24 protein-coding genes are annotated in these 26692 nt (G+C 46.9%); 20 read left to right on the top strand and 4 right to left on the bottom strand.

Going from position 1 to position 26692, the window contains the following annotated elements:
- Positions 1–23: 23 nt before the first annotated feature.
- Complete coding sequence (locus ACTRXF_RS08930; protein WP_474278747.1) at positions 24–827, bottom strand: alpha/beta hydrolase family protein; 804 nt, start codon at positions 825–827, stop codon at positions 24–26.
- A gap of 77 nt (positions 828–904) precedes the next feature.
- Between ACTRXF_RS08930 and ACTRXF_RS08925 the strand changes: the two genes are divergently transcribed.
- The 3 genes from ACTRXF_RS08925 to ACTRXF_RS08915 all read left to right on the top strand — a co-directional run bounded on the left by ACTRXF_RS08925 (position 905) and on the right by ACTRXF_RS08915 (position 2769).
- Positions 905–1063: a hypothetical protein gene (locus ACTRXF_RS08925; RefSeq protein ID WP_474263741.1), complete on the top strand. Its 159-nt coding sequence runs from the start codon at positions 905–907 to the stop codon at positions 1061–1063.
- Between the two features lie 13 nt (positions 1064–1076).
- Positions 1077–1628 (top strand): GNAT family N-acetyltransferase, encoded by a 552-nt coding sequence (locus ACTRXF_RS08920; protein WP_474263739.1) that lies wholly within the window; start codon positions 1077–1079, stop codon positions 1626–1628.
- Between the two features lie 88 nt (positions 1629–1716).
- Positions 1717–2769, top strand: coding sequence for a C45 family autoproteolytic acyltransferase/hydolase (locus tag ACTRXF_RS08915; protein WP_474278745.1), 1053 nt, complete (start codon positions 1717–1719; stop codon positions 2767–2769).
- Between the two features lie 24 nt (positions 2770–2793).
- On the opposite strand, the gene ACTRXF_RS08910 is transcribed toward ACTRXF_RS08915, so the two are convergent.
- Positions 2794–3579 (bottom strand): SDR family oxidoreductase, encoded by a 786-nt coding sequence (locus ACTRXF_RS08910; protein WP_474278743.1) that lies wholly within the window; start codon positions 3577–3579, stop codon positions 2794–2796.
- 194 nt (positions 3580–3773) lie between these two features.
- Between ACTRXF_RS08910 and ACTRXF_RS08905 the strand changes: the two genes are divergently transcribed.
- The 17 genes from ACTRXF_RS08905 to ACTRXF_RS08825 all read left to right on the top strand — a co-directional run bounded on the left by ACTRXF_RS08905 (position 3774) and on the right by ACTRXF_RS08825 (position 23955).
- Positions 3774–4205, top strand: a complete 432-nt coding sequence (locus ACTRXF_RS08905; protein WP_474278741.1) for a VOC family protein — start codon at positions 3774–3776, stop codon at positions 4203–4205.
- Positions 4206–4218: 13 nt separating this feature from the next.
- Positions 4219–4764 (top strand): GNAT family N-acetyltransferase, encoded by a 546-nt coding sequence (locus ACTRXF_RS08900; protein ID WP_474278739.1) that lies wholly within the window; start codon positions 4219–4221, stop codon positions 4762–4764.
- Between the two features lie 158 nt (positions 4765–4922).
- Positions 4923–5633 (top strand): TraR/DksA C4-type zinc finger protein, encoded by a 711-nt coding sequence (locus ACTRXF_RS08895; protein WP_474278737.1) that lies wholly within the window; start codon positions 4923–4925, stop codon positions 5631–5633.
- Positions 5634–5925: 292 nt separating this feature from the next.
- Positions 5926–6747 (top strand): MIP/aquaporin family protein, encoded by an 822-nt coding sequence (locus tag ACTRXF_RS08890; RefSeq protein WP_474263719.1) that lies wholly within the window; start codon positions 5926–5928, stop codon positions 6745–6747.
- 236 nt (positions 6748–6983) lie between these two features.
- A complete protein-coding gene (locus ACTRXF_RS08885) occupies positions 6984–8531 on the top strand; it encodes a carboxylesterase/lipase family protein (RefSeq protein WP_474278735.1) in 1548 nt (515 codons plus the stop codon).
- 99 nt (positions 8532–8630) lie between these two features.
- The gene (locus ACTRXF_RS08880) at positions 8631–11585 is read left to right on the top strand and encodes a CDP-glycerol glycerophosphotransferase family protein (RefSeq protein WP_474278733.1); all 2955 of its coding nucleotides are present in this window, start codon (positions 8631–8633) and stop codon (positions 11583–11585) included.
- A 293-nt stretch (positions 11586–11878) separates the two neighbouring features.
- Entirely contained in the window at positions 11879–12274 is a 396-nt protein-coding gene (gene tagD, locus ACTRXF_RS08875) for a glycerol-3-phosphate cytidylyltransferase (protein ID WP_022793663.1), read from the top strand.
- Positions 12275–12501: 227 nt separating this feature from the next.
- Entirely contained in the window at positions 12502–13764 is a 1263-nt protein-coding gene (locus ACTRXF_RS08870) for a CDP-glycerol glycerophosphotransferase family protein (protein ID WP_474278731.1), read from the top strand.
- A 33-nt stretch (positions 13765–13797) separates the two neighbouring features.
- Positions 13798–14607 (top strand): ABC transporter permease, encoded by an 810-nt coding sequence (locus ACTRXF_RS08865; RefSeq protein ID WP_462864959.1) that lies wholly within the window; start codon positions 13798–13800, stop codon positions 14605–14607.
- Positions 14608–14666: 59 nt separating this feature from the next.
- Positions 14667–15473, top strand: a complete 807-nt coding sequence (gene tagH / locus ACTRXF_RS08860; RefSeq protein WP_322526046.1) for a teichoic acids export ABC transporter ATP-binding subunit TagH — start codon at positions 14667–14669, stop codon at positions 15471–15473.
- A 93-nt stretch (positions 15474–15566) separates the two neighbouring features.
- Positions 15567–16154: a GNAT family N-acetyltransferase gene (locus ACTRXF_RS08855; RefSeq protein ID WP_474263711.1), complete on the top strand. Its 588-nt coding sequence runs from the start codon at positions 15567–15569 to the stop codon at positions 16152–16154.
- Between the two features lies 1 nt (position 16155).
- On the top strand, positions 16156–16587 hold the full coding sequence (locus tag ACTRXF_RS08850; RefSeq protein ID WP_022793658.1) for a UPF0158 family protein: 432 nt from the start codon (positions 16156–16158) through the stop codon (positions 16585–16587).
- Positions 16588–16601: 14 nt separating this feature from the next.
- Positions 16602–17537: an alpha/beta hydrolase gene (locus tag ACTRXF_RS08845; protein ID WP_474263709.1), complete on the top strand. Its 936-nt coding sequence runs from the start codon at positions 16602–16604 to the stop codon at positions 17535–17537.
- 171 nt (positions 17538–17708) lie between these two features.
- Entirely contained in the window at positions 17709–18257 is a 549-nt protein-coding gene (locus ACTRXF_RS08840) for an LPXTG cell wall anchor domain-containing protein (RefSeq protein ID WP_474263707.1), read from the top strand.
- A 117-nt stretch (positions 18258–18374) separates the two neighbouring features.
- Complete coding sequence (locus ACTRXF_RS08835; RefSeq protein ID WP_474278729.1) at positions 18375–19310, top strand: NADP-dependent oxidoreductase; 936 nt, start codon at positions 18375–18377, stop codon at positions 19308–19310.
- 172 nt (positions 19311–19482) lie between these two features.
- Positions 19483–22287: a bifunctional diguanylate cyclase/phosphodiesterase gene (locus tag ACTRXF_RS08830; protein WP_474278727.1), complete on the top strand. Its 2805-nt coding sequence runs from the start codon at positions 19483–19485 to the stop codon at positions 22285–22287.
- 27 nt (positions 22288–22314) lie between these two features.
- On the top strand, positions 22315–23955 hold the full coding sequence (locus tag ACTRXF_RS08825) for a thiamine pyrophosphate-binding protein (RefSeq protein ID WP_474278725.1): 1641 nt from the start codon (positions 22315–22317) through the stop codon (positions 23953–23955).
- A 33-nt stretch (positions 23956–23988) separates the two neighbouring features.
- Here ACTRXF_RS08825 and ACTRXF_RS08820 read toward each other — a convergent pair whose 3' ends face one another.
- Together ACTRXF_RS08820 and ACTRXF_RS08815 are read right to left on the bottom strand one after the other, a co-directional pair.
- Positions 23989–25062: an FUSC family protein gene (locus ACTRXF_RS08820; RefSeq protein ID WP_474263699.1), complete on the bottom strand. Its 1074-nt coding sequence runs from the start codon at positions 25060–25062 to the stop codon at positions 23989–23991.
- Positions 25063–25185: 123 nt separating this feature from the next.
- Positions 25186–26622: a carbon starvation CstA family protein gene (locus tag ACTRXF_RS08815; protein WP_474278723.1), complete on the bottom strand. Its 1437-nt coding sequence runs from the start codon at positions 26620–26622 to the stop codon at positions 25186–25188.
- Between the last annotated feature and the right edge of the window lie 70 nt (positions 26623–26692).

The following is a 26692-nucleotide window of genomic DNA, read 5'->3' as shown; positions in this document are numbered from 1 at the left end:
AGTAAATTATTTTCGCGGTTTTTTTATAGAGAAAGCATTTCATGGATTTCTTCTTTAATCAGGCTCCAGGCATCGGTCTGAATATCGGTAAGCATAAAATGCTCTGCGTCCGGAAGTTCGAGATACCGTATGGACCGGTAGCCGATTTTGGCCGCCTGATGGTACTGCGCGCTGATGCCTACCGGCACGTTCACGTCGAGCGCTCCGTGCACGAGTATCTGTGGGACATCGATAGGGATCAGGTCAAACGGCGAGGTTTCAGTATAGCGTTCAGGAAATTCGTCCGGGGAGCCGCCAAGCAGATCGGCGACAGGGTCCGATGGTTCCTGGGCGTTTGTGATTTTGTTGCGGTAGTCATGTATCTCGTGCATTAGATGTAAATCAAGCACCCCGGCGAGACTTACCGCTCCATATATGGATAGCGGGTCAGCGAAGTGGGACAATTCGCTGGTAGCGGGCAGGGATGGCCTGGCAGCGAGCCATAAGGCGAGCTGTCCCCCTGCGGAATGTCCAATGGTAAACACTCGTCGAACGTCAATGGGGCGGGTGGCTGCGAGCTCACGCACGTAATCAGCGGCCCTGCCGACGTCATTGAACGTTCCGGGCCAACCACCGCCCGCGTGACCAACGCGCCGGTATTCAATGTTCCATGTGGCAATGCCTTCCCGGGTCAAATCCTCAGCCACATCCTGAATAATATCGAGACCAAAAGGTGTTCGCCAAAATCCTCCGTGAATAACTATTGCTAAAGGAAAAGGACCTTCTCCTTCAGGCAGGCGAAGTTCTCCGAACTGTTCAGAGTGCTCACCGTAATAAATTCGTTCCATATATTTCCCTCCTGTTCTCCTTTTATCATACCTGCTTTTGGTACAATAGATAATAGGAAATGCTGAGGAGGAGAGACGTGAGGATAAAAACGTTTTACGCCATAAGCGATAAAGGACTCGACAAGAAAGTGAATGCCTTTCTGGACGATGCAGACATCGAAGTAACAGATATTCAGTTTGCAATGAACTTCTTTTATTTCAGCGCGATGATCGTATACCAGGATAATAGAGAATAAATGGGGGATAGATATGCAGCCATTAGTTAAAGCAATTGAAGGAGAGCAGCTGTACCTGCGTCCTTACACGAAGGAAGAAATACCGGCGTTGTACGAAGCGTTTAATAATAATCACATTGCCCGCCAGTTTACCGGCGCCAGCCATATTTACACGCTGGAGGATGTGGAGCGCTATATCGAAGGTACCGATGCCCATGCAGACGTCCGGCTCGGCATTTTCATGCAGGGAAATGATCAATTAATCGGGGATACTTCGTTTATTGATATCGACACACCGGCGAGCCGGCAGGCGAGGTTTCAAATGATTATATTTGACGACTATATCGGGCAGCGCTTCGGCACTGAAGCAACAAAACTGATGCTTGAATACGGGTTCGGGAAACTGAATTTCCACAGGATTGAACTGGAAGTTTTTTCGTTTAACACCCGGGCGATTCACGTATATGAAAAGCTTGGATTCGTGCACGAAGGAATGAAGCGCGAGTGTCGTTACTACGACCACCAGTATTATCATGCTGTAATGATGAGCATACTCGAACAGGAATACCGGGAAAAGCATCGCTAAACCGCCTGTAGCCAGGCGGTTTTTCATTTTACGGAACTGATTTTCATGCAGTGCCGGGGAAAAATAACCATTCATTGAAGGTGACAATGTGAAAGAGATATACAGCAGCGTGGTGCAGTTTCGCGGCACTCATTACGAATTTGGCAAATACCAGGGAAAACTTCTTGCCGGGTCATTATCCGTTGAAAACCGGGATAAGCAATGGAAAATACGAAAGCCGCGGTTTCAGGTGGATATAGCGGAAACGAAAGAGGCTCTTATGAAAGTGGCCCCGGGTATCTGGGAGGAGCTTGAAGGGCTGCAGGACGGTTTGAAATGGAGCATGGAAAAAATCATTATGCATTTTTCCGGCTATCGTCTTGAGATACCTAAATCGGGCTGCTCTATTATGACCGGAGACGATTACCTGGTGCGCAATTACGACTATCACCCAAAAACCTACGAGGGCAGGTACACATTGTTTCAGCCGGCGGATCAGGGCTATGCGATGATTGGCCCCTCGCAGCGGGTGACCGGCCGGATGGACGGCATGAACGAAAAACAGCTTGCGATGGGCTATAATTTTATGCACCGGAAAAAGCCGGGAGACGGATTTATCTGCTCCATGATTGGCCGCTTAATCCTGGAGGTGTGTGCATCGGTAGAGGAGGCGGTCGATATGCTGAAAGAAATTCCGCACCGCCACTCGTTCAGCTACGTGATTCAGGACACGAAAGGTGTTTCCAAAGTAGTGGAAGCGTCACCGCGCGGAGTTATCGCCAGGGAGGATCAAACGTGTACGAATCACTTTGAAAAAATGCCGGAAGAAAACCGGCATTATTTAGTGGATTCGAAAGCCCGTCAGGAGGTTATGGAAAAGAAAAAACAGGTACGCCCTTCAGCAGAAGAGGCGTACCGGCTGTTAAATAATACCAGCGGCGGAGTGTTTTCGGATAATTATCACAGCTGGGCCGGTACGATTCATACCGCCGGCTACCTCCTGCAGGAGCAAAAAGCGTGGTTCGCGCTTGGAGGCAGCCGCGATCCCTACGAAATTGACTTCTCCTGCTGGCTGAAAGGGGAAGACCTTTCCGAACAGTATTTGTATGGGCAGATAGACACCGATATGAAATTTCTTCATATGGATCAGAACGTAAAATAAACCGGCACGCGGCCGGTTTATTTTTTATATACGGGCATCCCAGTTCTGCTTTTCCTCCTGCTTCATCTGATCCTCCGTATCCTGCGGATGAGCCGTACGGAAGGCGTGATGGTCTGCTTCGATGACTTCTACCATTTTGTTAATCATATCGTCAGGATCAAACTGGCTGTCGAGCATCTGCTCCATGCTGCTGATTGATTTTTCCGGTGTGAAGTTTTTTTCCGGATCATACCATTTCCACTTTTCTTCAAACATCCGGTCATTAAAGCCAGTTTCGTACGGGCCGGGGTTAATGGTTGCAACCTGGACATTGAACTCTTCAAGCTCTGCCTTCATAGACTTTGCAATAGACTCGATAGCGTGTTTAGTGGAACCGTACGGGGCCAAATAAGGCATAGCCACCACACCGACGATAGAACTGAGAAAGATTATTTTGCCCCGGCCTTTTTCTACGAATTTTTTAGCAGCAATCTGAGCATTCTCAAGCGTGCTGAACACGTTGGTTTCATAAATTTCGCGAACGCGGTCGACCGGTATTTCAGCTATTGGGCCGCCTTCACCGATGGCTGCATTTGCGACGAAAATATCATAGTCATAGTCCGCAATCAGCTGCTGGTCCCGCTTATTGGTAATGTCGAGCTTAATCACTTCGAGATCCGCACCCGCCGCTTCTGCTTCCTCCCGGAGACTTGTAATCTGCGCCATTATCTCAACTGCAGCAATCACGCGGTGACCTTTTTTCGCCAGTCCAATAGCTGTTCCTTTTCCAAGGCCGGTGCCAGCACCGGTAATAAATATTGTCTTACTCATAATTTTTCTTCCTCCTTATAGTAGGTCTGGTTGTAATGGACCGTTCCCCTTTGAATGAAGGGCGAAACGCGCCGCATCGCCGGAATGACCTGCCCAGCGGTTCGAGGGAAATGAAAAAGGAAAATGAGGAGCCCCGGCGAAATAACAATTAAAGAAGTTTTGAATGTGGAACCTCAATAAGGGAGGACGAAGCTATGAATAGAATTAACCTTATTACACTTGGTGTCAGGGACATTGCTGTTTCCAGGAAATTTTACCGGGAGGGACTCGGTTTTGAGGCTGCTTCGACTGAAGACGGCCCGGGTATTGTATTTTTTAATAACAAAGGCACTAAACTCGCTCTGTATTCATTAAAGGAACTGGCAAAAGAAACCGGAGAAGAAATGGAGGGAGCGGCCCAGGGTTTTTCGGGGATCACACTTGCGTACAATGCGAAGTCTGCCGAAGAAGTGGATAGCGTCATGAAACAGGCAGCCGGTGCCGGGGGCAGGATCGTAAAAGCACCGGAATGGGTTTTTTGGGGAGGCTACAGCGGGTATTTTAAAGATCCGGATGGTCACCTCTGGGAAGCGGCATACGCAGAATTTTGGGAATTCGACGAGCAGGACATGCTGATAATGAAATAAAAGGAGACATTCTATGTTTGCGTATAAAATTAACGAGCGCCTGGAGCTGTTGCTGCTTCAAAAAGAGCACGCAGGGGAACTGTTTGCCCTCATTGATAAAAATCGTGAACACTTAAAAGAATGGATGAACTGGGTGGACAATGTCGAATCGGTTCAGGATACTGCTGAAAACATTGACAGGATGCTCCAGCAGGCGGCAGCCGGAGGCGGTTTTCGCGCAGGTATAAGGGTTGAGGGGAGCCTTGCCGGCGTTATTAACTACCACGAAGTGGACTGGGGAAATAAAAAAACGAGCCTCGGGTACTGGCTTGGGAAGGAATACGAAGGAAAAGGCATCATGACTCAGGCAGTAGAAGCTTTTACGAACTATGCCTTCGACGAAATGGATTTGCACCGGGTGGAAATCCGCTGCGCTGAAGGAAATATAAAAAGCAGGGCGGTGCCGGAGAAGCTGGGATTTCAACTGGAAGGGACATTAAAGGAGTCAGAGCGCCTTGCCGGTGGTTATGTCAATCAGGCACTCTACGGAATGGTCAAAACAGAAGATGGGAGCAGCTGACATATTTTCTGGGGACCCGTGTTTATATATCAGTGAACCGTGGGAAAAGAAGCTAAGCAATCACGGTTTATTTTATTATGAACGTTTTTGAAAAAAAGCATTTTCAATATAGAGGATAAATGGGTAAAGAGGTAGTAGACAAAACTGGAGGGATACAAATGATTACGGCAGAACAGGAAAAAACATTAAAAAATCAGCTTTTGGAAATGAAAGAAGAAAATAAAGAAAAAATTGAAGCAGAAGAAACAGGAAATGCTAATAACAATACAGAAACCATCGGTGAACTTTCCGAATACAGCAATCACCCGGGCGACCAGGGTACGGAGCTGCATGAAATGGAAAAAGACGCAGCATTAAATAATCAGGCCCGGGAACAGCTTGAAAACATCGATCATGCCCTTGAGGCAATGGAAAACGGAAATTACGGTAAGTGCGAAGTCTGCGGCAGAGAAATTCCATATGAACGCCTTGAAATTGTGCCGGAAACGACGCGCTGTGTAGAACATGCGGGTAGCGATAAGCCTTCCCAGGACCATCCCGTGGAAGAAGACGTGGTTAACCCCGGACCGGAGCAGGAAAAAACGGAAGAAAATGTCGCTTTTGATAAAGAGGATACGTGGGAAGCGGTAAGTGAACACAGTACTTCCCAGACGCCATCCGATGATCCGGAAATGACCGGCTACACAAGTGATCAGGAAGAAGAGGAAGAAGAGGAAGGACGGGTGGAAAAAGTAGAAGACGCCTCCGTCGCTGATATGGAAGGTGAAGATACCGGAAATACAGCCGATCAGAAGGAACAATGGCAGGGAAGCAGAAATTCTGCCGAACAGGCAAATGGCGGAAAAAATAATTCGAAGGATAAAAAATAAATAAGGCGTATTCGGCTGACCGTTAATTGCTCGGTTGGCCGCTTTGTTTATGGAAGAAACCAGCCAGTAAAAAGAGGCTAAATGAAACTCTGTATTCCAAATCAAATTGACAGCGTTTTCTTTTCATGCTACAGTTTTTCCAAGTTAATATATCGGGCTGAGTCGAATGAAAGCCGCACACTAAATGCTCAAGAGGGAGCGGAGTGTGCGGTTTTTTAGTCGTTTTAAGGAAACGAAACGGCTGTCGATACTTATGTCTGCAATTACAAACGCTTACAAGGGAGCTGGAAAAATGTCGATATATTTAGCGGAAATCATTGGCACGATGATACTTATTATTTTTGGCGGCGGTGTGGTCGCAAACGTCAACTTAAACAAATCGAAAGCAGAGGGAGGAGGATGGATTGTTATAGCGCTCGGGTGGGCGTTTGCCGTGGCGATGGGGGTCTACGCCGTCGGGCAGTTTTCCGGTGCGCATTTAAACCCAGCCGTTACTCTCGGCTTCGCTTCTATTGGGGCGTTCGAATGGGCGCAGGTGCCAGGCTATATTGTTTCTCAAATTATAGGAGCAGGGCTCGGCGGAGCTGTTGTATACTGGCACTTTCTTGGGCACTGGAAGGAAACGGAGAATGCTGATGTAAAGCTGGCGGCGTTTTCAACTGATCCGGCGATTCCGAACCGGTTTGCGAACTTTTTGAGTGAGTTTATCGCGACCGCTGTATTTTTACTCGTATTAAACAGTATAGGCGCAAATGAGTTCACGGAAGGTTTGAACCCGCTTATTGTCGGTTTTCTTGTTGGGGCGATCGGGCTGTCGCTCGGCGGTACCACAGGCTACGCCATCAACCCGGCCAGGGACCTGGGACCGCGTATTGCCCACGCCCTGCTGCCTATTGCAGGTAAAAGGGATTCGAACTGGCCGTATGCCTGGATCCCGGTAGCGGCACCGGCGCTCGGCGGCGTTTTTGGCTCTCTTGTATACAGGGCCGGATTTTTAGGGGAAGGCTACGGTGTGCTTGCGTTATTCAGTGTTGTGGTCCTCATCGTCTTGGGCGTTCTTTACGTAATGAATAAACGTGATACAGAAGTCAGCAATCCCGATGTTAAAAACTGATAAATGAAAACTGCAGTCCCCGACTTTGGGGTATTGCAGTTTTTTTTATTATTTGTATAGTAAAAAGAGCAGCTGCAAATACGAATATCATAACGATAAGTAAAAATTTGTAAAAATATGTAGCTGCTTATACGTAACCTGGCCATTGTTCCGTCGACTAATATCACGAAGAATTAAAATATACATATTTTCTTACTAAAAAATAAATATAACGCTTTGTATATATGGAGGATAAAATGAAAAAATTAAAAGGCACTGTCCGGCTGCATGCACCCGGAGGAATATACGAAGGCCGTTTATACAAATATGTTCAGGAGTATCTCGGAATAAAATACGCAGAGGCGGAGCGGTTTAAAAAGCCGCAGCGTTTGGGCGAATCCACAGAAGTATCCAGTGCTCTGGATTATGGCCCCTCCTGCCCGCAGACTGTGGAAGGCCTCCGAAAGGGTACCGAATCGGAGGACTGCCTGAATGTAAACATCTGGAGACCGGACGAAGAACCGATGCACCACCGGCCGGTGATGGTGTTTATTCACGGCGGCGGCTTTAACAGCGGATCGAACCGGGAGGCGTTATATGACGGGAAATCGTTGGCTTCCCGGGGAGAAGTGGTGGTGGTGAGTATTAATTACCGGCTGGGGATGTTTGGTTTTTTGGATGCAGAGAACATTTGCGGACCGGAACAGGCCTATATGAAAAACCTCGGCCTGCTCGACCAAATGGAAGCACTCCGCTGGGTCCGGGAAAATATTGAAAGCTTTGGCGGAGACCCGAAGAACGTCACCATCTTTGGAGAGTCAGCCGGCAGCATCAGTGTAACGGCCCTGCTAGCTGCTCCTGCTGCCCGTGGGCTTTTTCAGAAGGTCATCGCCCAGAGCGGAGTGATTACCGGACTTGCGCGTTCGGTGGAGGATGCGGTGAACATTTCGGATCAGCTTATTTACAAGCTCGGCCTGCATTCCATGAATGACATCTGCACGATTCCGGCAGAAAGCCTTGTAAAAACTACGGTGTCGTTCGTGAACAAAAACTTCACCTCTAACGGACCGTATAATGGCTCCAGAATATTTGCCCCCACACCAGATGGAGAAATTATTCCATTTGATGTAGAACGGGCAATTCAGGAAAATGCAGGAAAGGTGCAGCTCCTTCACGGCTCCACTGCCAATGAGATGCATTTTTTCAAGCTGCTGATTCCAGAGCTGCGCCAGAAAAAATCAGTGGATACGTATGTATTATTTTATCTTCGGAAATACGAACATATGTCGGAAGAGACAACGATGGCTGTTTATCATGACTATAAGAAAAGATATCCTAAATGGAGCCGCTCGCAGATTTTTATGCAAATGTTTACAGACCGGGCGTTTCGTTTATATCACACAGAACTCAGCGAGCTTTATTCCCGGGCAGGAGGGAAAGTGTATCAATACCGATTCAATGTGGAAGCACGCTGGCTGAAAGCCTGCCATGGACTCGAGCTCGGGTATTTGTTTAATACGGTTAAAACAGCGTTTTCCCTCCGGAACCGGATGCTTTTGGGCATAAATGAAAGCCCGGGGCTCACCCGCAGGATGCAGGACGCCTGGGTTCGGTTCGCCAGGGAAGGAGATCCCGGGCATGAAGATATACCGGAATGGAAGCAGTATACAAAGGACCGGCCGGAAACGATGATTATCGGGAAAAAATGGATCCCAAGGCGCCATGATCATGCGGAGGATGATTTTGCCTGGAGAGCCCGTCTGACCGAAACGTACACGCGCCCATTCGCGTATAGAAGCTACTAATACGCATATGCTATACTAATATGAAACGTAATGCGGACCCTTCAGAGCGTCCGCATTTTACATAGTGAAAAGAGTTTGACAACAGAGGAGAGCGTCGAGATGAAGGCACCAGCAATAAAAACGCATTACCGGACACCGGTGCAGCAGCTGAAGAAAAGAGAGTCCCCGTGCAAGGAAAAACAGTACAGCTGCCGGACGAAGGAATGGCTTGGAGACGACCATGGTATAACAATCCGCATTGAAATTGGAGATGATCGGCTGCCAAAGCGAATTGAAGAGGAATATTCTTTTATCGAATGGGCAGGAGGAGCGGAATGGGAAAACCGGATCAGGGTGCCGCTCCGTTTTTTTGCGTCTGACACGAGAAACGGACGGAGCTTTTCAACGTTTGAAGGCTATGTGCCCTACGTACTGCTTGAAAAACTGGCGGCTGATATTCCTTTTAAAGCGGTCGGCTATGCGGTGCTTTCGAACCGGCGGGAAGGAATTCGTTATCGTCTGAAAACTGGAAGGAGCGGGACGACCTGGCTGCAGAAGGGAACGGTTAGTGTAAATGAAAAAGGATGTTTATTCAGACCGGTAATCAATAAATTTAACAACCTGGAACTAAAAGTTACCAGGCCGTCGGGACAAAAAGTGAAGCTCTTCCCTGCATATTTGATGGATGTAGAAGCAGTAGATCAAGGATGGGTATTGCTCGGCACAGCTTCAAAGCATCTGCTTGAAGCAAACGGCTGGCCGTCAAAGCTTCAACTGATTCTGAAAAAGCGCGGAGAACCGAAAAAATATTATTACCCTGTGGAATGGAAGAATGATAAATGGTGGTCGTCGACTGTAAAGCTTGAGGCTTCAAGTCATTTTACAGGAGTATGGGATTTTTATATCGCAGATGCCAGTGAAAAGCCGTTATGGCGGCATCGTCTTCATATGCCGGCCAAGGATATGGTGAAAGCATCCAAGTGGTATGCTCCTCATTATGAAAAAGGGGCGGTCAGCTTCCGGCTGTACCGCACCCAGAATTATTCGGCTTCGGTTATGATTCAGACAGAAAACGTCAAACTGTATACGGTCCGGGCAAGCTATGAACAGGGAACTATTCATTTCCGGGGCACGATTTACTGGAACCGCTACACTCCGGACGCCTGGGAGCTCGTATGGAAAAACAGAGACACCAATGAAGAAGCATCTGTGCCGGTGCATGTGTATAAGCTGCATTCCAAACAGGCGCAATACGTTTTTCACGGAGAAGTGACCGATTTATTTAAAAATGAAGCCGGGAGAGGAAAGCATCCCTACCGGCTCGGGCGGTCGGATCTTTACCTGCGTGTTACCAGAAACGAAGAGGAGATTGATTACCGGCTGCGTTCCAACAGCGGCAACCTCGTGAAAAATACAAAGCTTGAATGGTACCACCAGGACAAAATTTACCGCCACCAGTTTTACCGTACGACAAGTAAACGTGTAGCCTTCTCCATAGATGAAATCGACATTGCCAAGGATATTACATCGATGAAGGTGAAAAACGGGAAATTTATTATTGAAGGGCAGGCCCGTTTTACAACACTGACACGCAACCTTCGGCCCAGGCAGCGGGTTACTGTAGTGATAAAAAACCGGGAAACGGAAGACGAGCATCACTTTGCCATCAAAAACCAGTACCTGAAAGATAACTGGGTGCAATTTGAAGCAGAAGCGGCCTTCGAGGATTTCCGCTCGCTTCACGGTGATAGGGCTGTGCTGGATATGCATATCCGTCTGCATGCCGGAGAATTCATGCACGAACGAAAGCTTGGGAAAAAGGATTTTATCTATTATAAAGATGAAATCCTGCATTCCTGGGTGCTTGAAGAGGGGGATCAGGCGGTTTCCTGGTATGTAACCTATACGCCGCGCGGGAATGTGAAAATAGAGACGACAACGTATCCACGTAAGCATTTCCTGAAGCTCCGGGAAGAAAATGCCAGAATGCAGAGGGCTGGGAAAAAGCCTGCAGTGTGGGTTGTCGGGGAACGTCCGGATACGGCGCAGGATACAGGGTATCATTTTTTCAAGTACTGCCGGACCGTACACCCGGAAATGGACGTGTACTATGCGATTGAGAAAGACTCCATGGACCGTGAAGCTGTCGAAAAGCTTGGGAACGTTCTGATTATCGGAAGCGATGAGCACGTGGACGTTTGTCTGCGGGCGACAGCCTTTTTCGGTTCGCATGACATTGAATATTTTCTTCCGTTTAAAGGCTCGTTAATGGAATCCTACCGGAACGGCCTGCGGGTCTTTCTGCAGCACGGCGTGCTTGGGCGAAAGCGTGTGGAATATAACCGGGAATACTATAAATATCCGTTTCATTTGTTTTGCGTCAGCTCGAAAAGTGAAAAGAAAATGGTTATGAAAAAGATGCACTATGATGAAGAGACTGTTCAGGTGACGGGACTTTCACGGTTTGATAATCTCCTGGAGGGCCCGGCGGCGGAGCGGAAAATTATTTTTATCCCGACCTGGCGGGAGTGGCTGCATTCCAAGGAAACCTTTTTGGAATCGGAATATTACCGCCGGTACAAAAGCTTTCTGGAAAATCCGAGGCTGCACCGGTTTTTAGAGAAAAATGACGTGGTGCTGCAGTTTTATCCGCACTACCGGATGCAGCAGTACACAGACGCTTTCGATAAAATTAACAGTGATAAAATCGAAGTAGTCAAACTGGGTAAAAAAACGGTCCAGCAGCTGTTAAAGGAAAGTATGCTGATGATCACAGACTACTCAAGCGTCTCATTTGATTTTACGTATATGCAGAAGCCGGTTATCTATTATCATTTCGATACGAAACGGTTTTTCCAGGGAGGCAGTCTCCGGCCGCTTGAAGAGACTTTTCTTGGAGATGTTGTGCATTCGGAGGAAGAACTGCTGAAAAGCCTGCGGCGTCATTTGAAGCGCGGCTGGATCGAAAAAAAAGCAGTAAGCGAGAACAGGGAAATGATTTTCAGTCATTCAGATAAGCAGAATGCTGCGCGCATTTTCGAGGCTGCAGCAGAGCTTGAAGAAGAAAACAGATGACGGAGCAGAACCATTCTGCTCCGTTTTTTCTGGCGTGAAGCAGCCCATAAACTATATTAAAATATCTTTAAATGTGTGAAAAGATGTGAAGGTTGTCGCGGTTGTCACATAGTTTTATAGAAAGTTCATCCCACTTCCCACGATTAGACGACATATTTGACAGGGTATATGTGTTACAATTAACGCGTCAAGTTGATAAATGTAAATTTTTAATGAAGAATTTGTTGAGAAAATTATTTGTGTAGAAGAATAAAATACAGAGTAAAATTAACGGAATATAGGGGGGCATTACTATGAAAAAAGTATTGACTTACGGCACGTTCGACTTGCTGCATTGGGGGCACATTAATCTTCTTCGCAGAGCTAAAGAGCTTGGAGATTATTTGGTGGTAGCAATATCGACAGACGAATTCAATGACTTGAAATCCAAAAAAGCATATTACACGTATGAGCAGCGTAAGCTGATTTTGGAAGCGGTTCGCTATGTAGATGAAGTCATCCCGGAAGAAAACTGGGAGCAGAAAATCGACGACGTACTCGATCACGATATTACGACCTTTGTGATGGGTGATGACTGGCACGGAAAATTCGATTTCCTCCGCCCGTACTGTGAAGTAGTTTATCTGCCGCGCACTGCTGACATCTCGACGACGAAAATCAAAAAAGAATTACTGCTCGTAAATTATTAATCTTCACTCAAAGAGGCTTCGCCTGCCTAAGCGGAGAACCTGAGCAGCCGGGGAGGGAGAGATGTTCTCTCCCTTTTTTTGTTGCCATCAAAATTAACAATGATTTACAAAAACTTAAACCTGTTTTGTAAGTTTGTCGTTTTTGTTAAGCTCTTTTTTGATAGAATGGAACAAGATGCGCTGCAAAGCATCCAAAATACGAACTTTTAAAAAATTGAGGGACGATAATGGCAAAAAAGAAATGGACGAAAAAATACAAAAAGAAATTTAAACGCTCATGGAAAAATGTGAAAAAACGGGTAACGAAACGATGGAAAAAAATTAAAAGGCTGCGTAACGGCAAAAACTTCTACAAAGCGGTCCTATCAGTGCTCGGGAAGCTTCCAAAAAATGAAAACATTATTGTTTTTGAAAGCTTTTTCGGCAAACAGTACAGCTGTAACCCGCGTGCGATTTATGAACAAATGCAGCAGGATTACCCCAAGCTGAGGTTTTACTGGAGCATTGACCACCGGTATAAGGAGCTTTTTGATGAACGGGGCCTGAAGACAATCAAACGCTTCTCTTTCCGCTGGTTTATTGTTTTAATGCGCGCCAGGTACTGGGTATTTAACAGCCGGCTGCCAAAATGGATTCCGAAGCCGGACAAAACAGTGTATATTCAAACGTGGCACGGCACGCCGCTCAAAAAACTCGCCAAAGATATGAATGAAGTGACGATGCCGGGCACGACGACGGAAAAATACAAAAGGAATTTCCTGTATGAAGCCGGGCGCTGGGACTATCTTGTAGCCCCGAATCCTTATTCCGCCCAGATTTTCCGGAGGGCGTTTGAATTCAGACATAATCTGCTTGAAACTGGTTATCCCAGAAACGACTACCTTCATCATTATTCACATTCAGACGTCGAGCAGGTCAAAGAAAATCTTGGTATTCCGGAAGGCAAAAAGGTTATCCTGTATGCTCCAACGTGGCGGGACAATGAATACTATTTTATTGGGAAATACAAATTTACCCTTTCGATGGATCTGGAGGAAATGCGCAGGCAACTCGGAGATGAATACGTACTGCTTCTGCGTCTGCACTACCTGGTGTCTGATCATCTGGATGTTACCGGGTACGAGGATTTTGCGATTGATGCTTCCGCGTATGAGGACATCCGGGACCTTTACGTGGTCAGCGATGTGCTGATTACAGATTATTCTTCTGTGATGTTTGATTATGGCATTTTAAAGCGCCCGATGATATTTTATACGTATGACATCGACAGCTACCGGGATAAGCTGCGCGGGTTCTATTTTGACTTTGAACAGGAAGCTCCGGGGCCGCTTGTGATGAACACTGAAGAAATTATCGAAGAAGTGAAAAACAGCGACACGATTCGGGAACGTTACCATAAAGAGGTTGCCGATTTCGAAGAACAGTTCAATCAGTGGGAAGACGGCTATGCGGCCAAGCGCGTGGTGGAAAAAGTGTTCAACGCAAATTAATTAGTTGGGCAGAGGATAAAAGAGGGAAACAATATGAATGCAGTACGAACCGTAGCGAAAGAATTATGGACGAGCATTCCGCTGATCAACCGGCTGGCGGTATATGAAACAAAAATTAAAAACAAAAGCAATTACCTTGGCTCCTTCTGGGAAATCATCAGTCCGCTTCTGTTTATTGCCATTTATTGGTTTGCTTTTGGCTATGGGATCCGCCAGCGGAGCGACGTAGATGGCATTTCTTTTCTGACCTGGATGCTTGCGGGCATTATCCTGTGGTTTTTTATCCAGCCCGGGGTAACCAACGGGTCAAAAGCTATTTTTTCAAAGATAAAAATGATTTCCAAAATGAATTTTCCGACGAGCATTATTCCAGCCTACGTGGTGATCTCAAGACTCTTTCCACATTTGGCGCTGCTTGCGATTACGATTGTTTACATGCAGTTTGCCGGACATCCGATCAGCGTGTATTATCTTCAAATTCCGTATTTTCTGCTGGCAGCTATTCTGCTTGTGCTCAGCGTGGTCATGATCACCTCTACGCTTACGGTAATTGTCCGGGATTTTCAAGTATTTATTCAATCTTCCATCCGGGTGTTTTTGTATTTAACTCCGATACTGTGGCCGATGGACAACCGGCTGCCTGACTGGCTGATTCCTGTAATGAAAATCAACCCGATGTACTACCTGGTGGAAGGGTACCGGGCAAGCTTTTTTTACGGGGAATGGTACTTCATTACAAATGCCAGCTACACCCTTTATTTCTGGGCGTTGGTTTTTGTGCTTTTCAGTATTGGAGCTGTATTGCACGTGCGCTTCCGCCGGCACTTTGTGGATTTTCTGTAAACCGGCAGTGCGGATAGTTTTATAAATCACACAATGAGGATAGAGACGGGGGAGAACAAATGAAAAAATCCGTCGTAGTCAAAAATGTTTCAAAAAAATATAAGCTGTATGATACGCATGCTGAACGGCTGAAGGATCTGCTTCTGCCAAAAAGCTACGGGGAAGAGTTTTACGCTCTGCACAATGTTTCGTTTAAAGCAGACAAAGGGGATATCATTGGACTCGTAGGAGTCAATGGTTCCGGGAAATCAACTCTTTCCAATATTATTTCCGGCACCATTCCGCCAACGAAGGGCTCGGTAAAGACGAATGGGGAAGCTGCGATGATCTCTGTTTCCACGGGGCTGAACGGAAAGCTCTCCGGACGGGAAAATATCGAGCTGAAATGCTTGATGCTCGGGTTTTCCAAACGGAAAATCCGGGAAATGGAGCCGGATATTATCGAGTTTTCCGAGCTTGAGCAGTTCATTGACCAGCCGGTAAAGTCGTATTCGAGCGGTATGAAGTCAAGGCTTGGCTTTGCCATATCGATCACTGTAAATCCGGATATTTTTATTGTAGATGAAGCTTTATCTGTAGGGGATAAAGCCTTTGCGCAAAAATGCCTGGATAAAATGCACGAATTTAAGCAGCGGGGGAAAACGATGTTTTTTGTCAGCCATTCGCTGACGCAGATGAAAGAATTCTGCAACAAAATACTGTGGCTTGAATTTGGAGAAGTGAAAGCTGAAGGAGAAGCCTCCGAAATTTTAAAGCAATATGAAGCTTTCCTTAAAGAATACAATGCTTTTACCCCGAAAGAGAAAAAAGCATTCCGGAACCGGGGCTTTGAAAAGCAGAGTGCTGTCCGGGCAGTAACACAGTAAGCAGCATCCCGGGAGATGCTGCTTTTTACTTTTGGCTTAAGGCCTGGAGTGATATGATAAATACATCCGATTAAAGGAAATGGAGCTAATACATTGAGGTTAACAGGAGAGCAGTTTGATTTGGAATTGCTGGAGGAAAAACACGCAGACTCATTGTTTGAAATCGCCTCAGAGCCTTCCAATTGGACATACATGACGAGAAAGATGCATAATAAACACGATATGAAAATGATCGTCGAGGAAGCTTTGAAGCTGTATCAGCAGGGAGATACGGTGCCGTTTGTTGTGAAGCGGAAAAAAGACGGCGCCATTGTGGGATCGACCAGGCTTTACGATATTTCTCCACAGCGGAAAACAGCAGAGATTGGATCTACGTATTACAGTGAAAGGGTCCGTTCCACCGGCGTAAATACGGAGTGCAAATATTTACTTCTCACATATGCGTTTGAAACCCTGGGGGTTGTTCGTGTACAGTTTAAAACAGATGAACAGAACAAAGCTGCCAGGAAAGCAATTCAGAAGCTGGGAGCTTTTGAAGAAGGCATTCTGCGTAATGAGCGCAAGCTCCCGGATGGGCGTGTGCGCAATGCGGCTGTTTACAGCATTATAAAAGAGGAATGGCCGGAGGTAAAAGCGAAATTAACGGAAAGAATTGAAATCAAGAAAAAGGGGCACGAATAATATGGCATTGATGGATGATTTAGTAGAAGCATACCTGCAGCAGTTTGATGAGTTTATGTTCGTTTTGGATAAAAAGCTCGGACTGGTATTTGTCGAAACAGTATCAGAGGATACGCCGCTTTCCTGGAGTTCGGAGGAAAGCGCGAATCTTGTAGCTATCCCGACGATTACGAAAGCAGAAAGTACACGGCTGATGCAGGACTTTGCCTCGAAGCAGCCGGATGATAAAGAGGAATCCCTGAAAAAAGCACTGGAACAAGAGGACCGTTTTTTATCTTTCGAAAAACAGGTGGAAGAATTCGGGCTCGAAAATGAATGGGAGCAGTTCGAACGGGATAATGCCAAAAAATACGTGCAGGATTGGCTGCAGCTGCTTCAGCTCGATTACAACGAACTGAATGAAAAGCACGCCATCCATGCAGCAGACGAGTAAGCGGGGCAGATAATATGGCTGTGCACGAAGAACTGCAGGCAATTTTAGAAGAACAGGAAAGCATGATGCAGATGCACGAGCTGACGCCGGTAGAAGCCCGGGGCCAGTTCAATGACAGCATCGACGTTATTACGTCCCACGTTAACGTCGATGAAGCCGGAGGTATCCGGGATATAATGACTACCGGAGAATACGGGGAAATACCGCTCCGGATTTATTACCCTGATACCGAGATGGACCGCTACCCGACCATTGTTTACTATCACGGCGGCGGATTTGTGATTGGGAATATTGGGACACACGACCACATCTGCCGTGCCATCGCCAAAGAGTCGGATTGTGCAGTCGTGAGCGTGGATTACCGGCTTGCGCCCGAGCATCCTTTTCCGGCAGCGCCGGAGGATGCATACAATGCGCTGCTATGGCTGATGGAAAATGCGGAGCCGCACCAGCTGGACGCGGAAAGGACAGCTCTGGCCGGCGACAGCGCGGGTGGCAACCTGGCAGCTGTGACTGCTATACGCGCGCTGGAAGAAAACGGCCCGAAGGTGGCTTCACTGCTTCTTTTTTACCCAAGCGTCAGCGGGGAGCATGATTTCCCTTCGGTGGATATGTTTGCCGGAGGATATGGTCTGCCGCTCCGGGATCTGGAATGGTTTATGGAACAGTATGCTGACGGAGAAGATGAAGAGGATCCATACCTCGCTCCGCTCGTTTTTGAACGACTTGGGGAGCTTCCGCCTACTCATATCGTTACTGCCGAAAACGATGTGCTTCGTGATGAAGGAGAGGCATTCGCCAAAGCTATTGACCAGGCTGGCGGGCAGGTAAGCCTGCGCCGGGCAGAAGGTATGATCCACGGTTTTCTGCACTGGACCAGAGCGTTTCCGGAGGTTGATGAAGAGCTTCTCGCCGCACTGGAGCCAGTGAAGGACGTTCTCGCGGAATAACTGAATAATAAAAAGAAATTCCTCCTGTATAAAAAGTATATAGGGGGATTTTTGTATTAAATGTAAATTTAATTTACATTTAATACAAAAAAAGCATTGTTATTTTATAAATTATTGCCTAAGATAATAGTAGGGGAATAGGTATATGTACTTAAACAAGGAGGAATTTGTGTGTCGAAAAAATGGTTGGTGAGTCTATTCAGCGCAGGAGTAATTTCATTGGGCATCACTGCACCCGTATCAGCAGACGATGAAAACTGTTCGGATTTTAGTGATGGGGAAGAAGTTTTGGCCTTTTGGGAAGAAAATAATTACGGGCCGAATGATGATCCACATAACTTAGACGCAGACAACGATAACTTGCCATGTGAAAATTTGACGGAAGGCATGGAAAGTGAATTTGACGCTGCAGTCTCCAATAACGATGAAACAACGGAAACAGCAGATGACAGTTCCTCCGCTGACTCGTCAGAAGATACGACTTCTACTACTGAAGAAGAATCCTCTTCCTCCGACGAAGGCACTACAGAAGAAACGACTACTGAAGAAGAGGCTGCTTCCACAGAAGCTTCTGATGAAAATATGACTGAAGAATCTGCAGAAGAAGGCGGCGAAATGCCGGAAACAGCTACAAATCAGCCAGCCTGGGCTTTAGCGGGAACAGCAGTAGCCGGACTGGGAGCACTTTTACTTGTACGCAGACGGGTATCGTCCCACTAATAAATATTCACATATCCTGTTCCCTGACCGCTGCGCTCTTAGATGCAGCGGTCATTTTATTACGTGTTTCATTTAAAGGAGTAAAAGGTATGAGGAATGTAGGAGAGGAGGCTCATAATGAAAGCAATTGTCATTGAACAATACGGAAGTGCTGATCAACTTGTGGAAAAAGAAATGGAAACGCAAACACCCGGGGACAGACAGGTGCTCGTGGATGTGTATGCCACCTCCATCAACCCAATTGACTGGAAGCTGCGGGAAGGATACATGAAAGATGATATCCCTTTCGAATTTCCTATCATTTTAGGGTGGGACGTAGCAGGTGTCGTCCGCACAGCAGGGAAAGATGTCACTGCCTTCGGACCAGGCGACAGAGTGTTTGCGCGGCCAAAATTAACGGAACGCGGTACTTATGCAGAACAGACATTAGTGGATGAAGATCTATTAGTAGCCATTCCTGAGCCTATGTCCTATGAAGAGGCAGCCGGGATTCCGCTTGCCGGAATGACCGCCCAGCAGTGTCTGCTCGAATTTGGAGAAATCAAAGAAGGCAGTAAAGTGCTTATTCAGGGCGGTTCCGGCGGTGTCGGCCATTTTGCGATACAGGTGGCTAAAGACATGGGAGCCTATGTAGCAGCCACAGCAAGCGGCAAAAACCAGGAGTTTTTAAAGCAGATGGGTGCGGATGTGGCGATCAATTATGAAGAAGAAAATGTAGTGGACATACTTTCGGACTACGATATGGTATTAGATACAGTGGGAGAAAGTGTCCATGAGGAAAGCTTCCGCGTGCTCCGCACCGGGGGCAGATTTGCTTCGGTTGCTGCCCCGCCTTCCCAGGAAAAAGCTGAAGAAGCCGGTATTACTGCCGGGTTTGTATGGCTGCAGGAAGAAGGCGCAAAGCTCCGGCGCTTAACATCGTTGTATAATAAAGGTGCTTTGCGTGTGGAAATTAACAGTAAGCATAAATTTTCAGAAAAAGGTCTGCGGGCAGCACATAGAGAGAGCGAAGAAGGGCGTGCCCGTGGTAAAATAGTTATTAAGGTCCGCTAGAGATTTAATGAGGCGCTTCTGTATCCTGCGGGAAACAGGGTGTCCTCTACATAACAGGGGGATAGCAGAGAAAAAATAGGACTTTAATAAAGAAAAAATTTTCCTGCTATTGAAATATTAGTTCATAATATAGATAAGAGCTTAGGAATCATCGACAGACAGGGGCGATTCGATGTCAAACGGACAACACAATCGTTATACGCGTCTTGCTAGGATTACACGACTGATCAATGCCAATTTAGACATTAAAACACTTCTTGAACACGTCGTAACAGCTATATCAGAAGAAATTATCCAATGCGATGCGGTTGGTATTTATCTCCCGGAAGACAGGGAGCGTTACAGAGGCTACGTCAGCAAGCCGGAAGTGCTGAGTGGGATGACTATAGACCAGCACGTCGTTGATCCACAGGTGGATCATCTGGCCCGTGAGGTGATCGAGTCACGGCAGTCCATTTATATTGCTGATACGTCTAAAGACGACAGGCCCGATGCCAGAACAATTGATTTCTTCCAGATCCGATCGGTGCTTACAGTTCCAATTTCCCACGGGGACGAATTATTCGGACTCGTATATTTGTTTGACTACGGGGTACCGATGAATTTAACAGAATCTGAAATTGAAACAGTGGAAGCCTATGTCCACATGGCTGCTGTTGCTATTCGAAACAGCCAGGCGATGCACAACATTGAGGAGCTTCTGCATGAAAAGCAGACCCTTATCGAGGTGATGGAGCAGCTTGCCCATTCACAGACGTCCGATTCGGCGATTGATGTCTGCTTTAGTCATATCGGCGACGAACTAAACAATCATAATGTGAGTCTTCATATTATTGATCCTGTTTCCAAAGAAACAGTCATGCCTTCAAAGCTCAGCCGCAAAAGCGATTTTGAACAGAGTGAGTGGTTAAGCATTCATGAGCGGATGCAGATGGACCAGACAAACGACAAGCTGTTTCAGCAGGTCGTTCAAACAAAGCAGCCGTTGTTTGTTGAGGATGTTGCACGAGAAAACAGAATATTTCAGGAAATTTGTGATGTGTTTAATATTAAGAGTATTTTCATGGTGCCGATGATTTCTGTCGGCCGTGTTCTCGGCGTAATTGTAGTCGCCCATCTCGGCGAACAGCCGGCCGGGTATACAAAAGCTCAGCAGCGCCGGGTGGAATCCATCGTTAATGCTACTGCGCCTGTACTGATCCATTTATACAATCTTGAAAGCCAGGAAAGCATCATTGCGCGCAGGACCGAAGAAATACAAAGCAAAAACGAAGAGCTTCAGCGGCTGATTTTGGAGATGCGCAAAATTAACACGGAAAAAGAGCTGATCATGAATACGGTGGATGAAGGTATTATCGGCTTTTCGCTGGAAGGCACCGTTATGTTTTCCAATGAAGCAGCTGAACATATGCTTGAAACGGACACCCAGCTATTTCACAGCATCCAGTCCTACGATGAAATTCTTGAGCATATAGAAAATGAGGAAGGCGCTCTTTCCGATATTTTTGCCTCTTACCTGGCGTCCGATTCCATGCAGCCAGTGAGCGGGGAAGCGTATATGAGCCATCCTGAAAAAGGACTCGTAACGCTTGAATATACTCTCTCGAGCCAGATTGAAGAAGGTATAGTAGTGGGGTATGTATTAACAGTCAGAGACGTTACAGTCCGGAAAGAGATGGAGCAGCGTATTGAATACTACGCATACTATGATGGAACGACCGGCCTTCCGAACCGGATGCTTGTCCATGACCGTCTGAGTCAGACACTCCGGGAAGCCAAAGAGCATGATCAGGAAATGGCCGTATTATTTCTCGACCTGGACCGTTTTAAACAAATCAATGACCGCTTCGGCCATGCCGGAGGAGACGAATTACTAACGGAAGTTGCTTACCGCCTGCAGGAAATGGTGAGCGGTGCAGCGACAGTGGCCCGCCAGGGAGGAGACGAATTTATTTTAATCCTTCCGCGGCTTGATAATATGGCGCAGGCTACAACGACCGCAGAACAGATTCTGCGCGTATTCCGCAACCCGTTTTATCTTGAAGGGGAAGAAGTGTATGTAAAACCAAGTATCGGTATCAGCTTCTTCCCGCTGGACGGTCACCTGGCAGATGACTTGATCCAGAATGCCAACTCGGCTATGCATAAAGCGAAAGAAATGAACGGCAATACGTACAGGGCGTTTTCGTCCGAGCAGATGGGGCCGGACATGAAAAAAATCCGGCTTGAAAATGATTTATACCGGGCGCTCGAAAACAATGAACTTGAACTGTTTTACCAGCCGCAGGTGAGTTTGAGTAAAAACCTGGCTACAGGAGTGGAAGCACTTGTACGTTGGAACCATCCGCTCCACGGAAAAATATCTCCTTCAGAATTTATTCCTATGGCTGAAGATACCGGTTTAATCACGTCGATCGGTGAATGGATTTTGGAAGAGGCCTGCTCTCAAGCGAAAAGCTGGCAGGAGCAGGGGCTTTGCAGTCTGCGTGTAGCGGTAAACATTTCCGCGCAGCAGTTTCAAAGGGAATGCCTGGTGGATAACGTAAAAGAAGTACTCGCCAGAACGGGACTTGCACCCGAATTTTTAGAAATTGAGATTACGGAAAACACACTGCTGTTGAATACTGAAGAGACGGTCACAACCATGAAAAGGCTGAAAAACATTGGTGTCCGTATTTCAATTGATGATTTTGGCACGGGCTACTGTTCGCTGCAGTATCTCAGAGAATTTCCGATTGATACACTAAAAATTGATAAAGTATTCATTGATGATATTGAAACAGAAAACAGCTCCGCCCCTATTACAACTACAATTATTGCTCTTGCTCACAGTCTGAACCTTCACGTGATCGCCGAAGGGGTGGAAACGCTTGAACAACAGAAATTTTTGCAGGCAAATAAATGTGATTTAGTTCAAGGTTTCCTGTATAGTAAACCAATACAGGCAAGTGAAATTCCTGAATTTTGTAATAAATAGTAAAAATTAGTGGGGGGATAAAACAGAATGAAAGCAGCTCAGTGGATAATTGATTATTTGCGGCAGGATGGACTGGACTATGTATTTGGTATTCCGGCGGGATCGGTGAACGCTCTTTTTGATAAAATGTATGAGCATGACGATATTACGCCGGTTATTACAAAGCATGAAGGGGCGGCCGGATATATGGCTTCCGCCTACGCGAAGCGTTCGGAAAAGCTTGGGGTGTGTATAGCAAGCAGCGGGCCCGGGGCGACGAATCTTCTCTCCGGGGCAGCAAATGCAATGAGAGAGCAGACTCCCGTACTTTTTATTACCGGTTCTGTACCGACATCGACTGTTGGCTTGAACGCTTCACAGGAGCTCGATGTTGTCCCTATGTTTACTCCGGTGACCAAATACAGCCGGCGGGTGGAAAGTATTCACGAAGTGCGTGAAGTGTTTAAAGAAGCGGTATGTAAAGCATTCGCCGGCATACCAGGGCCAGTGCACGTAGCGATCCCGATCAATATTCAATTATCCATGCTCGAAGGGAGCACTGAACTGCTCGAATACCCGGAGAAGCGCCGGCTGTCTCCGGTGGAAAGCAATGTATCGGAAACCACCCGGGTACTTTCCAGTAACCGTCAGGGAATCATTTTCCTTGGCCAGGGAGCAAAGGATGCCCTACCTGATGTTATGAATCTCGTGGATTACCTGGACTGGCCGGTCGTTACTACGCCGCAGGCTAAAGGGCTTGTACCATCCAATCATCCGAACGCATATGGTGTTTACGGGTTTGCCGGGCACGAAACAGCTACGGAAGTAATGGAAGACAGCGATAATTCCATTATATTCGTTATCGGCTCCAGTCTCGGAGAAACGGCTACGAACAACTGGAATCCGGCTTTGGCTGCTGAGCGCTTTGTGATCCAGCTCGACCACGATCCAACGGTATTTGACCGCAAATATAAGGTGGATATTTCCCTGCTCGGAGATGTGCGCACGACGATTGGGGAAATTAACAGGCGTCTTCGCCTTCCGGAAGCAGGGAAAGCCGGGCGTCAGCGGACAGACGTTCAGAAAAAATCAGTAAACGAAAAATATGAAACCCAGAACGTGCTTCAGCAGCTCCAGTCCCATATGCCGGAGGATACGCTTTTTACAGTAGATATTGGAGAGTTTATGAGCTATGTGATTCACTATATGGAAGTAAAAAAACCGGATACGTATGACATCAACGTTCATTTTGGTGCCATGGGTTCGGGAATTTCCAATGCGCTTGGAGCAAAGCTTGCCGAACCACATCGTCCTGTTACAAGTATTACGGGAGATGGATGCTTTTTTATGCATGGCATGGAGGTGCTGACGGCTAAAGAATATCAGCTGCCTATTCTTTTTATCGTTATGAATAATGCAAGGCTCGGGATGGTGTATCACGGACACCGGCTTCAATACGGAAGAATGCACGACCGTTTTGAACAATCAATGGTGCCGGTTGCAGCTATCGCCGAACAGATGGGAGTAAAATACGCTACGGTCCGTTCCATGGATGATATTACTCCCGGGCTTTACGAAAGTCTCTGTTCAGATAATTGCCCGGCTGTGCTGGAAATCCAGCTTGTTGATGAACAGACGCCTCCAATGGGGGACAGAGTGAAATTTTTATCCTCCTTCAGTAAATCCTGAAAAGAAACAATGATAAATGAAGCGCCCCGTGCCTTACGAAGGCCGGGGCGCTTGCTGTTGCTCGGACTGTTCGGGAAAATGAAGTTCTTCAAGCTCTTCGAGGACATCATGAATAGATAGGAGGGCGAAGATAATAATAACGTCGGTAGAAAAATGATGGTGATATTTTTTTATGTTCGGCCGTGATGCGTGCTGGCGTTTTTTCCAAAAGCACCGGTCCAGACGTTCAATAAGCCGGAACTGTTCATCAGATATGCGTTCCCCGAAGTGATGAATCGTTTGTGACATCGCCGGAATAATGTCGCCAATCAGCTGGACTTCTTCTTTCGTAAAAGTGCCGTCATCTGTTTCGAAATTAAATAAACGATTAATATGATAGCTTATGCGCTCTAAAAAATGGAGCTGGCGCTGCTCCCGTGTGAATCTTCTTGCCTCTGTATCCTTTTTCTTATGATATTTCCATTCTTCCTGCTGGTAATAAGAAAGCTGGATTGCCCGCTCCAGGTCACTTTCCAGCTGATGGTATTTTTCCATTACCTGTGCAGAAGGAGACCGGCCGTTCATTACTTCCTCGAGCCGCATCTCAAAAATTTCAGCGGTCTCCACGAACATTTTACGATTCTGCTCTGCGAGCAAAGAAGAAAATTTTGGAGGCAGAATCGTTAAATTAATTACTGTAGAAATCGCAAGGCCGATAAACGTTGTGCCGACACGTTCTACAAAGGTTAGAAAATAATGATCGCTCGCTGTGGGGATCATTGCCACTGCGGTAATCGTTGCGACGAGCATCCCGTCCCGAAGCCGCAGCATATTACAGAAATAAAGTGTCAGCACAGAAGCAATCATATACGTTACCGGGGTTGGCCCGAATAAATAAACGGTAATCATTGCCAGAGCTGCCCCAATGACGGTGGCAGGAAGCCGCTGGGCGCCTTTACGTATAGAAGCCGCAGCTGTCGGTTCAAGGGTTACAATGGCTGTAATAACGGCAAAAGCCTGCGGGAGATCGAAAATGCCGCATATATAGGCAGTGAGCAGAACGGCTATACCGGTCTTGATCAGTCTGCCGCCGATCAGTCGCCGCTTAATTTTTCTCCAGTAGTGCATGGTAAGCCGCCTTCTTTATAAAAATTTCACGTCTGTATTCAGTTTAGCATGAACGTGCAGCGTTTTCATCAGCCTCTCCTTCAGTGAAAAAGGCTGCCCGCAATAGCAGGCAGCCAAAAGCATTTATATAGATTTTTCGACCTGGTCGTATGCGGTCTGCCTTTTAACGGAGATCACTTTCCAGATGTACCATGCAAGCACGAACACTGTCAGTACGGCCCCGATCGTCATAGAAAGGCCGTACGGAAGACCGAGTCCTTCCGGCGCGTAAAAAATGTAGGAACAGACGACGGCTGTCATAAACATCGCCGGTACGCCGCAAATGAAATGATTTTTGCCAGCGTAAAGCAGGTACATGCAGCCGGTCCACAGCATCACGGTAGCGACGAGCTGATTGGTCCATCCTACATATCTCCACAAGAATGAGTAATCGATCATAGATAAAAACAGGGCTGGGATAACAACTGGAATAACAGTGAGAATTAAAAGCGGCTTTCCTTTTAGGGAAACAGCGTTTGCCACTAGCTCTGCAAGCATCATTCTTGAAGAACGAAGAGCAGTGTCGCCTGTCGTAATAGGAAGCAAAATGACGCCAAGAACAGCAAGTACCCCGCCCATTGTACCAAGAAGGCTCGTAGAAATTTCGTTGACAGCGCCTGCAGGGCCTCCGGCCGCTATGGCTGCCTGAAGCCCGCCAGTGCCTCCAAAGAAGGCCATGCCGGCTGCTGCCCATATAAGGGTGATGATACCTTCGGCAATCATGGCCCCGTAAAACACCCTGCGTCCTTCTGATTCTTTTTTCAGCGTGCGGGCGATAATTGGGCTTTGGGTGCTGTGAAAACCGGAAATAGCCCCGCACGAAATTGTTACCATCACCATCGGCCATACCGGGAGTTCATCGGGGTGAAGATTGGCAAGCGTAACGTTTGGAATCGTTACATCTGAAAATACCAGCGCACCGGCAATGCTGACCGCCATAAAAATAAGCACTGCGCCGAAAAGAGGATAAATCTTTCCAATGACCCGTTGAATCGGAAGCAGGGCAGCCAGTAAAAAATATGCAAAAATAGCAAAAATGGCGGTAAGAAAGCTTAGCGGTGTGAGGCTTGCAATCAATTCAGCCGGTCCCGCGATAAAGGCGGCGGCTACAAGGATCATCAAACAAATGCTGACGATATTGATGAAGCTCTGCATCGGACGCCCGAGATATTTGCCTACAAGTCCCGGAAACTGTGCACCGTTATGACGGAGAGAAAGCATTCCGGAAAAATAGTCGTGTACGGCACCGGCGAAAATGGTGCCGAGTACGATCCAGAAAAATACGATGGGGCCGTACAGCGCACCGAGCAGTGCACCGAAAATTGGCCCGAGACCAGCAATATTCAACAGCTGGATAAGGCTGCCGCGCCACCAGCTGAGAGGAGAGTAGTCGATATGCCCCTCGTTACGGTAAGCAGGCGTTTTGTTGCGGTCATTGATGCCGAACGTTTTCTCCACAAAGGATCCGTAAACGATGTAGCCGGCAATTAACAGGATAATAGCGATAAAGAAAGATAACATAAAACGTTCCACCTTTGCTGCAAAGTACTAGAGAAAACCATTGTCATAAATTCTAACTTGTTCCTTCCGA

Source organism: Marinococcus sp. LNHM3E3-2.2, assembly GCF_056034385.1.
This window is presented reverse-complemented; position numbering and strand designations above follow the sequence as displayed.

What these genes read in the sequence shown, in the direction of transcription:
- ACTRXF_RS08820 (WP_474263699.1), bottom strand. Translation starts at nt 25,062, where the DNA reads ATGCACTACTGGAGAAAAATTAAGCGGCGACTGATCGGCGGCAGACTG.
- ACTRXF_RS08845 (WP_474263709.1), top strand. Translation starts at nt 16,602, where the DNA reads ATGGCTGTGCACGAAGAACTGCAGGCAATTTTAGAAGAACAGGAAAGC.
- ACTRXF_RS08895 (WP_474278737.1), top strand. Translation starts at nt 4,923, where the DNA reads ATGATTACGGCAGAACAGGAAAAAACATTAAAAAATCAGCTTTTGGAA.
- ACTRXF_RS08825 (WP_474278725.1), top strand. Translation starts at nt 22,315, where the DNA reads ATGAAAGCAGCTCAGTGGATAATTGATTATTTGCGGCAGGATGGACTG.
- ACTRXF_RS08910 (WP_474278743.1), bottom strand. Translation starts at nt 3,579, where the DNA reads ATGAGTAAGACAATATTTATTACCGGTGCTGGCACCGGCCTTGGAAAA.
- ACTRXF_RS08830 (WP_474278727.1), top strand. Translation starts at nt 19,483, where the DNA reads ATGTCAAACGGACAACACAATCGTTATACGCGTCTTGCTAGGATTACA.
- ACTRXF_RS08890 (WP_474263719.1), top strand. Translation starts at nt 5,926, where the DNA reads ATGTCGATATATTTAGCGGAAATCATTGGCACGATGATACTTATTATT.
- tagD (WP_022793663.1), top strand. Translation starts at nt 11,879, where the DNA reads ATGAAAAAAGTATTGACTTACGGCACGTTCGACTTGCTGCATTGGGGG.
- tagH (WP_322526046.1), top strand. Translation starts at nt 14,667, where the DNA reads ATGAAAAAATCCGTCGTAGTCAAAAATGTTTCAAAAAAATATAAGCTG.
- ACTRXF_RS08920 (WP_474263739.1), top strand. Translation starts at nt 1,077, where the DNA reads ATGCAGCCATTAGTTAAAGCAATTGAAGGAGAGCAGCTGTACCTGCGT.
- ACTRXF_RS08900 (WP_474278739.1), top strand. Translation starts at nt 4,219, where the DNA reads ATGTTTGCGTATAAAATTAACGAGCGCCTGGAGCTGTTGCTGCTTCAA.
- ACTRXF_RS08885 (WP_474278735.1), top strand. Translation starts at nt 6,984, where the DNA reads ATGAAAAAATTAAAAGGCACTGTCCGGCTGCATGCACCCGGAGGAATA.
- ACTRXF_RS08835 (WP_474278729.1), top strand. Translation starts at nt 18,375, where the DNA reads ATGAAAGCAATTGTCATTGAACAATACGGAAGTGCTGATCAACTTGTG.
- ACTRXF_RS08880 (WP_474278733.1), top strand. Translation starts at nt 8,631, where the DNA reads ATGAAGGCACCAGCAATAAAAACGCATTACCGGACACCGGTGCAGCAG.
- ACTRXF_RS08815 (WP_474278723.1), bottom strand. Translation starts at nt 26,622, where the DNA reads ATGTTATCTTTCTTTATCGCTATTATCCTGTTAATTGCCGGCTACATC.
- ACTRXF_RS08870 (WP_474278731.1), top strand. Translation starts at nt 12,502, where the DNA reads ATGGCAAAAAAGAAATGGACGAAAAAATACAAAAAGAAATTTAAACGC.
- ACTRXF_RS08865 (WP_462864959.1), top strand. Translation starts at nt 13,798, where the DNA reads ATGAATGCAGTACGAACCGTAGCGAAAGAATTATGGACGAGCATTCCG.
- ACTRXF_RS08905 (WP_474278741.1), top strand. Translation starts at nt 3,774, where the DNA reads ATGAATAGAATTAACCTTATTACACTTGGTGTCAGGGACATTGCTGTT.
- ACTRXF_RS08850 (WP_022793658.1), top strand. Translation starts at nt 16,156, where the DNA reads ATGGCATTGATGGATGATTTAGTAGAAGCATACCTGCAGCAGTTTGAT.
- ACTRXF_RS08930 (WP_474278747.1), bottom strand. Translation starts at nt 827, where the DNA reads ATGGAACGAATTTATTACGGTGAGCACTCTGAACAGTTCGGAGAACTT.